The sequence below is a fragment of the Paenibacillus aestuarii genome (assembly GCF_027789125.1).
GTDB lineage: Bacteria > Bacillota > Bacilli > Paenibacillales > NBRC-103111 > Paenibacillus_E > Paenibacillus_E aestuarii.
In genome coordinates this window covers 1-8,729 of the sequence record NZ_JAQFVF010000042.1, presented here as the reverse complement: position 1 = coordinate 8,729, position 8,729 = coordinate 1, and the positions used below count along the sequence as shown (strand labels likewise).

The 8,729-nt window shown below is 41.5% G+C and carries 6 protein-coding genes and 1 pseudogene; 4 read left to right on the top strand and 3 right to left on the bottom strand.

Translation table 11 applies throughout. The features are described from left to right. Window positions 1–386: 386 nt before the first annotated feature. Entirely contained in the window at window positions 387–1,673 is a 1,287-nt protein-coding gene (locus tag O9139_RS18205) for an IS110 family RNA-guided transposase (RefSeq protein ID WP_270877637.1), read from the bottom strand. Window positions 1,674–2,624: 951 nt separating this feature from the next. Beyond that, window positions 2,625–2,996: pseudogene (locus O9139_RS18200) on the bottom strand (GTP-binding protein); the annotation flags it as partial. A 287-nt stretch (window positions 2,997–3,283) separates the two neighbouring features. Here O9139_RS18200 and O9139_RS18195 point away from each other — a divergent pair. From O9139_RS18195 to O9139_RS18185, 3 genes are all read left to right on the top strand, one after another. Continuing rightward, a complete protein-coding gene (locus O9139_RS18195; RefSeq protein ID WP_333742747.1) occupies window positions 3,284–3,460 on the top strand; it encodes a metal ABC transporter permease in 177 nt (58 codons plus the stop codon). Between the two features lie 272 nt (window positions 3,461–3,732). After that, window positions 3,733–4,761 (top strand): permease, encoded by a 1,029-nt coding sequence (locus O9139_RS18190; protein ID WP_270880890.1) that lies wholly within the window; start codon window positions 3,733–3,735, stop codon window positions 4,759–4,761. 40 nt (window positions 4,762–4,801) lie between these two features. Beyond that, window positions 4,802–5,836 carry a TIGR03943 family putative permease subunit gene (locus tag O9139_RS18185; protein WP_270880889.1) on the top strand — a complete coding sequence of 345 codons (1,035 nt, stop codon included), beginning with the start codon at window positions 4,802–4,804 and terminating at the stop codon, window positions 5,834–5,836. Window positions 5,837–6,183: 347 nt separating this feature from the next. Here the strand turns inward: O9139_RS18185 and O9139_RS18180 are convergent, their stop codons facing one another. Further along, the gene (locus O9139_RS18180; protein WP_270880888.1) at window positions 6,184–6,924 is read right to left on the bottom strand and encodes an SDR family NAD(P)-dependent oxidoreductase; all 741 of its coding nucleotides are present in this window, start codon (window positions 6,922–6,924) and stop codon (window positions 6,184–6,186) included. A gap of 575 nt (window positions 6,925–7,499) precedes the next feature. On the opposite strand from O9139_RS18180, the gene O9139_RS18175 reads away from it, so the two are divergent. Further along, on the top strand, window positions 7,500–8,717 hold the full coding sequence (locus O9139_RS18175; RefSeq protein WP_270880676.1) for an IS110 family RNA-guided transposase: 1,218 nt from the start codon (window positions 7,500–7,502) through the stop codon (window positions 8,715–8,717). Window positions 8,718–8,729 lie beyond the last annotated feature (12 nt).

Below are 8,729 nucleotides of genomic sequence, written 5' to 3'. Positions count from 1 at the left end.
CCGTCCCTCGGTTTTAAGGGTTTATCTCACGTATACTCAGTCATTCGCAGGATTTCTCACGTTGGAATGCAGTGGTCCGTAGGAAATAGAGCTTTTTTACCCGTAAACTTTGTGTTGTGGGCATGCCGAAATAGAAGAAACGAACGCTTTGGAACATTTCCCCAATTATACTCTGCTGCACGTATCCTCCACAATAACCCTGGAAGTTTACCATCCCACGGCTCTACGGGTCCCTGCCCTAACATTCCTTCGTTACACTTATCCAAGGTGTGGAGACCGATAGCGTTTAGCGGATGGGGCAAAGCCCTTATCGGATACGAACTCGGTCCTCCGTGCTTTCTTTTTCTGAAATCCTGCGAATGACTCAATTCACGTTTTAATAAATCTTACGCAGCTTGAGTGTAATTATGGATCGTTTTTTCAGGAGTGAACGACTCATCACGCTGAACCATACCGACTAGAACCCGCGCCAACTTCCCAAGCAGTTTAAACACCGACTGCTGTTTACTCATATGCTTTATTTGGACATTTTCTTCATGCAACTGTCGGAAAACAGCATTGATCCCCACCAATGTAAGAGTAGCCAGATACAAATATTTCCGCAGTTTGGCATCTCCTCTTTTCGAGATTACGATTTCCCCTTTTCGTTTTCCCGACATGCTTTCAGCGAGGTTTAACCCAGCCCTTCGTAGTAATTGTCGTCCATGGGCATACTGTTTTAGATCACCTGCACCTGACAGAATGGCTGCAATATAGATTGGCCCCAGCCCTTTAAGAGATCTTAGCTGGCTTGCTATAGGAATCTCATCGAGTACGGTTGCAATGTCTTTTTCAATTTGTTCTAATATATCGACGATGCGCTCGTACTCGTCTATTAAGCGTTGGAGATCCTGCTTTGCATCCTCGAGTGCCGTTGTATCCCCCACACTCTTGCTAGCGTGAGAGATGAGTTCGGCAGCTTTCTGAATACCAGTTGAACCACCAGCTCGCTTCATATGGTTTCTCCAACGTGTAATTACATCCGCTGTCGATTGATCTTTAAGTTCTAGCGGGGAAGGAAATTCTTTGAGGGTCGCTATTGATCGTGGACAGGTCCAATGTTTAAATACCGTCGTATATTCAGGGAAACGCATATCAAGCCAGCGGATAATTCGATTCTGCAGCCGAACGCTATTCGTGACCCAAAATTCGCGATCGCTCATAATGGTACGTATTCTTTGGAAATTGGTTGCCTGGCGTGTGTAATCATAGTAGTAGCCGCGACTAACAACGTCTGCAATGACAAGTGCATCCTTCGGATCACTCTTAGAAGGGCTGTTATCGCGATTTTCCTTGTTTCGCTTCGTAGTTGCGGGATTTACTAGGACAACATTTATACCTTTGTCATCAAGCCAATTGGCTAAGTTATACCAATAGTGGCCTGTGGGCTCCATTCCGATTATAAGACTCTTTAATCGGTGTTTCTGTTGTAATCCGTCGATCCACCGTTGTAATTTCTCGAAGCCTTCAATGGTGTTTTTGAAAGAAAGATGCCTACTAGAAAGTACGATCCCACGAAAGTTCGTAGCTTGGGCTACGTGGACTTCCTTCGCCATATCAATTCCTACAACAAGATGGGAAGTGGTAATTCGTTCTATCCGTTGATTTTGTCCGTCTGATTGCTTAAACTTCATAATAAGAGCGCCTCCTTGATGGTGTTGGGTTTTGAACCCGTGGACAAACCCATCATACCGAGGCGCTCCTTTTTTGACAAAGCCCAATTCTTAGGCTATACAGGAATGTTTAGCTCAATCACTTGTGCTAACTAAAGACAGACCACAATCCAACCATTACTTGTCAAAGGTAATTTATTTATTCTCGATATCTTCATTAGAAAAATTACTGCTGAGTTATTCGTATAACTGCCAGCTAGCACTACGAGTCCGCCGATCCATGCAAGCAGCCGCTTCTTGGAGAAATCCTTAGTTCTTTTTGAATGCGTTCAAAGAACAGTTGTATCAATTGTTTTTTCGATTCCACCGAATCGGATCTTACAATGCATTTGGTTTAGCAAATACTGCCGTACGGCTTCCTTAACGGCTTCAGGTTCGTCATCCCACAGACAGTTCGGCTCTTGTAGTGACTTTTAAATTTAAGCCAATAAAAGAAAGGTTTCAGTGTGTTTAAATATGAAATTACAGAACTCTCATTAATCCTTTTGATCTGATCATGATAAAAATCTGTCAAGGGAATGAACACCTCTTTTGCATCATCAAAAACAATCAGTCGATACTTACTCTCAACTCCCTCAGGACAGTAAATATGAAAGAAAAAAGCCATTTTCTCCTCCTATTTATTCACAAAAAAAATAGACTATGCCGTTTCTCAAAACGGCTGTCCATATATGGTGTGTAGTAACACTATAAGAAAATACAGTAGATTCATAGGTTCGTCAACAGAACTTAGCATATAGTATTACATTGTATTTTATACATATGTCTATAAAGTGACTCAAACCCTTGTTGTATATAGATTTGTGTCGGATGACAAGAACTTTATAACATAAATGACAAGAACTAACCGGATTCAACCTTCCGTACTATTACGGATCAGCTTGGCTCGGGGCTGCAGCTTTCGCAGCGATTGCTCAAGCTCGCGAAGTTCATCCCTTGTTCCTCATCGATATAAGTAAACGTCTGCGCAACGGGAACCGGTTCTCCGACACCTGTCGATTCGATTAGAATATAGTCGAAGCGACCCTCATTGACCAGTCGCTCCACCTATCTCAGCAAGTCTTCCCGCAGCGTACAGCATATGCAGCCGTTGGGCATCTCCACCAGCTTTTCATTAGTGCGGGATAATCCACCGCCGTCACGGACCAAACCGGCATCAATATTCACTTCGCTTAAATCGTTAACGATCACGGCCACTCGTAGCCCTTGCCTGTTATTTAAAACATGATTCAGAATCGTTGTTTTTCCTGCCCCCAAATATCCACTTAAAACCGTTACAGGGATTTTATTAAACTAATTGTTGTTTTTCCATAACCTTCTCCTATATTTGTGATTTTTACGATCATAGATGACTCTTTAAGATACACAAGCCATTGTAACCATTTCATCCTCCTTTTAATCGTAATTATTACAAATAGATTTTACGTAAAAATATCGATATGTATAACTACTGTCAATAGATGATTAACATTTCGAATAATCCGTGAATGAAAGATTGCAACGGCCTATTTGAATTTATACTCTAAAAATTACTATCTTGACACTCTTAATCATAAATATTACTATTAGCATTGTTCGTAACTTTTACGAATATCCTTCTCTTGCTGGCCATTGCCGTAGCAGAAGCCGTACAAATTGTTGGGGCGCTTCTTGTATTCACACTCATGACTACCCCTGCCTTGGCTGCATTACTTGACACACTCCGTATCCAAAATGCTTCTATCCTCATCGGTCATTGCTGTTCTTAGTGTTTGGCTAGGGCTTGTACTGGGCTACTATACCTAAATAGCTCTTTGAATACTTTTAAAGCTTACATTTGAGAATATTTTTATTTCCCTTTCATATGTTTACCGTTAGCCCAAGAGTTCTGGAAAATATTTTATGATAATTCATCTAATCTTAATGAAGTCAGATTAGAATGAGATCAACCCTTGTGCTTTTGGTTTTCCGAAGTTGTAATTCAAATCTTTCATCATATACTTTTAATTTCAATAAACTTAACTTCTAGGGGTACTATTTTATGCAAATTTCTTTGTTTCAATGGAGTAGAAATATAGTAGTCACCTTCGGTATTATTTTCTTGGTTTATGTTTTTCTACAGAGTGACTTAAGTATCCCTTCTTTGCTGGAGTCGAATACGGTTCAGACCTTTAAAACCATGTTTATCAGTATCATTTTAGAAGCAATTCCGTTTGTGTTGCTTGGAGTTGTGTTATCTTCAATCCTCCAAGTTTTTGTTTCAGAAAAGTTCATCCAAAGAATTATTCCTAAAAATCCAATACTGGGAATTTTGTTTGCTTGTTTACTTGGGATTATTTTTCCTGTGTGCGAGTGCGGCATGATCCCTGTTGTTAGAAGGCTTATTCAAAAAGGTATGCCGGTTTATGTAGCTATTGTCTTTATTTTGACGGGTCCCATTATTAATCCCATCGTATATGCTGCAACTTTCATGGCTTTCCGTACGCATCCCGATATGGTTTATGCTCGTATGGGACTTGCTTTTGCCGTTGCAGCAGTGATTGGTTTTATCTTACATAAGACTTTAAAAAAGAGCCCTTTAAAACAAAGCTTAACCCATTTTCACGCCATTGGTTCCAGTCATGCGCATGATCATGATCATGATCATGATCACGACCATCATTATAATCGATTATCATCCATGCTTTCACATGCAGCCGAAGAATTTTTTGAGATGGGCAAATTTCTGATGTTCGGTGCCATGCTAACGGCACTCATTCAAACTTTTGTTGTTCGTGAAAGTCTTGTTGCCATTGGGCATGGTACAATCATTTCACATCTTTTCATGACTGGATTTGCTTATATCTTATCGCTTTGTTCTACTTCCGATGCATTTGTGGCTTCTTCTTTTCTCACTACGTTCTCGAAAGGATCGTTGCTTACTTTTATGGTTGTAGGGCCTATGCTTGATTTCAAAAGCACACTAATGCTTCTCTCTGTTTTCAAGAAAAGGTTTGTCCTCGTGCTCAGTATGCTGATTGCGATTTTCACCATAGCCGGGTCTATGATCATTGAACATTTTTATTTTTAAATGAATCATTATTCATACTAAACGCTAAAGGAGAGTTGAGATGGAGCATAGTCATATCAAAACCCCACATTATTTCCTTCGCGCGATGATTTTGTTAGGATTTGCGATGCTGATCGTCTACCTTGTAAAAACGGATAGCTTAATCTTTTATATCGCGCCTCACATGCAAAATTATGTTAAATACTCAAGTGTATTGCTCTATGCAATAGCGATTTATCAAGTCTATCTTGGCATTAACTCAATTTGGGGAAAAAAAGCCGAGCTGTCATGCGGTTGCGAGCATCCCCCTTCTACGTCACGCTTCAAAAATACAGTCGCTTACAGTTTATTTATCTTCCCATTATGCTTAGGGTTTTTACTGCCGAGTACAGCTATGAGCAGTTCTTTAGCTGAAAAAAAAGGCATGAATCTAAGTACAAGCGTTGCGGCCAAGAGCATAAACAAACAATTGGATGCCGCCGGGTCACCAGACAACAATGCTTTGTCTGTTCCACCAACACCTGCATCAACAGCATCACCGCTAGCACCAGCCCAAAGTGACAAACCTACAACCGTGACTGAAACCGCAAGAAGCTCGAATACTGCCAAAACACCTCCGACTGAAGCGCAGCTTCAGGAAATGTTCAAGGCCCCGGATGAATTTAATGAAGACTTCTCCAAGATGGGAATGATCCTCTATAAGAGAGATCTGATCACCGTGAAACCAGAAATATATATGGAAGTATTATCGACGATCGATCTGTTTAAAGAGCATTTTATTGGTAAAAAAATTGAATTGACTGGCTTTGTTTACCGGGAAAAAGATTTAAGAACTGATCAATTCATTGTCGGTCGCTTTGCTGTTTCCTGCTGCTCCGCTGATGCTTCTCCGTATGGAGTTCTGACAGAATTCCCGACTGCGAATAATTTTGCAAAAGACACTTGGGTCAAAGTCACAGGCACCATAGAAAATGGGAACTACAATGGTAATGACATTTTTACAATTCACGCCACCAAGGTCGAAAAAATACCAGATCCGAAAACACCTTATGTATACCCTAACTTTGATCCAGTACCTGAATTAAATAAAAATTAGAAATCTTGCCCAATTTGCTATCTGAGGCCAAGCCGATGACCTTTACTATGGTCCATCGGCTTATTTATTGTATCTTCAAAGTTCTAGACTGTCGCTACTTCGTACAAATAACATACAAATAACCGTTCTCCATTCGTAGGTTAATTTTTGAGTAATCTGCCCGTTACTTTAATGAAAACAGGGAACAGCTGCCGCGGCAATCTGCTCCCTGTCTTCCTGGTTATTGTGCTATAGTGTCAGTGACGATTGTAACGAAATTTTGTCCTATCGGAGAGGTTGTGTAGAAGCAAGCCCTATGTTACTAAAGTTGCCAGTCGAAGTAGTACCACTGACAGAACTTGATGTTTCTAGCCTCTCAGCTGAATCTCATAATCTGTAACAATCTTTCCATCATACTGAATAATTTGGCCATTTTGATTCTTATCAGACAAGATAATGTCAGTACTCATCTGCCCAGCGGCTTCGGGAGACTTGACGAATCCTCCGTGCGCACCAGCTTCCATGCCGTTCAAGTCGGTTGCGACAGCGCCAGGCATGATGCCGAAAATCTGGCGATGGCTGCCCATTTTTTCAAACTCGTAAGCGTAAGTCAGTGTCATCACGTTGAGTGCTGCTTTGCTCGTAATGTAAGCGAGCGGGTGCCAAAAGTCGGTCGGTGAAATCGGAACGGTGATGTTGACGATTTTCGCGTTGTCTGTCAGAGATGACAGCAGACTTTTGATGAGCTCATGTGTGCCGAGAAAATTCGTTTCCATCGTCGTGCGTAAATCCTCAGTTGTATAGTCAAATGTGAGCTTTGCGAGGTCGAGCGCCGCGCGCCCAGGCTTGACACTATCAGGAATTCCAGCATTATTGACCAAAATATCAAGCGAATTAACCATATTAGCCGCTGCGTGCAAGCTGTCAAAATTATTCAAATCAATATTGATGAACGTCGCTGATATGTCTTCTGCGGCAAGTTTTTCGACTGTTGCCTGCCCACGGGCTTCATCACGCGCTCCAACGAGAATGTCATAGCCACGCTTACCAAGACTTCGAGCGATTTCGAAACCGATTCCTTTATTTGCGCCAGTGACGAGTGCTTTCATAGTGAGCTCCTTTTCGTTTTTTACTTGATACATGCACATTATAACTTAACGATAGAATCATCAACATCCTCCAAAACGTCTCGATGCGTTTCTGCGTTGGAAGGGTCGTTAATCATGAAGCTGATTGTTGCTCCAGCCAATCCGCGATGTGTGCAGCTATAAAATTGAGTGGTGCTTCACGGTCTACCACATTTGGAGTCTCAATTCCCCTATCCAATATTAACCAAATTAATTGTACTTCAGGAATCGGAAAATATGCAAATTTATTAATTATTAACAATTAGAAACGAAATATTATTATACTCTTCTGCCCGTTAGCCAATCATGCAGCGCGCGAAACAGCGCTGCATCACAGAGGATGAAAATGAAATCAAAAAGCCGTCAATACTGCTACTACGGCTGGGAGAAGAAGGTCGATGAACTATGGTGCGGTAGAGCCCATCCGTTAGTCTGACTCCGACGACCACGGTGCATCACAGAATGTCGCTCCCTCTTGGGAAGCACTCATGGTAGATTAATCCTATTTTGGTTGTTGCACCAGCTCCAATTTTAGTGCCGTAGGAAGGATGCTTTCAATGGAAATTCTCATTGAACGCGCATGTGGTTTGGATGTTCATAAAGACTCCATTACAGCATGTGTAATGACACCAGAAGGAAAGGAGATTTGTACGTTTTCTACTAAAACAGTCTTTTTGTTGCAATTAATCGACTGGATTAAAAAACATGGATGTACTCATGTTGCTATGGAAAGCACAGGAGTCTTTTGGAAGCCAATTGTTAACCTGCTAGAAGCTGAGGATATCGAGTTTTTAGTCGTAAATGCCCAACATATGAAGGCACTACCAGGACGTAAAACAGATGTCAAAGATGCTGAATGGATCGCCCAACTTCTACGCCATGGACTTCTAAAAGCTAGCTTCGTTCCAAACCGCGATCAACGAGAACTTCGAGAGTTAGTCCGTTATCGCCGAAGCATTATTGAAGAACGGGCCAGACAGCACAATCGAATACAAAAGGTTCTAGAAGGAGCAAACATTAAACTCGGCTCTGTTGTTTCCGATATTATGGGCGTTTCCTCTAAGGATATGCTTCGCGCTATTGCAGAAGGTGAAGATGATCCTGAGAAATTGGCAAACTTCGCTCAACGAACACTGAAAAAGAAGAAAGCAGAACTTGAGCTAGCTCTTCGAGGTTACGTAAACCCCCATCAGCGTTTAATGATCAAGACAATTCTAACTCATATTGACTTTCTGTCCGAACAAATTGAAATGTTAGATCAAGAAATTGCAAACAGGGTTAGTTCGTATCAAGAAGACGTAGAACGCTTGGACTCCATACCTGGAATTGCCCCTCGGATGGCGGAACAGATTCTAGCTGAACTCGGAACAAACATAGAGAAACAGTTTCCTAGTGCGGCTCACTTATGTTCTTGGGCTGCATTAGTGCCTGGACATAATGAGAGCGCCGGCAAACGAAAGTCTTCCAAAGGCAAAAAAGGAAACAAATATTTAAAATCTGCTTTAACAGAAGCAGCGCATTCGGTAGGTGCATCCAAAAACTATCTTGGTGCAATGTATAGGCGAACTTTAGCACGAAAAGGCAGAAAAAGAGCTGCTATTGTTGTGGCCCATGCCATGCTAAGAATCGCTTATTATTTATTGACAAGAAAAGAAATGTATGTTGATCTAGGTGAAGATTACTTTGACAAACAGAAACTCGGAGCAATTGTACGGAATTCAGTTCGAAGGCTTGAGAGCTTAGGTTATAACGTTTCGATTTCGGAAGTCTCCTGATCCCCCCATTTC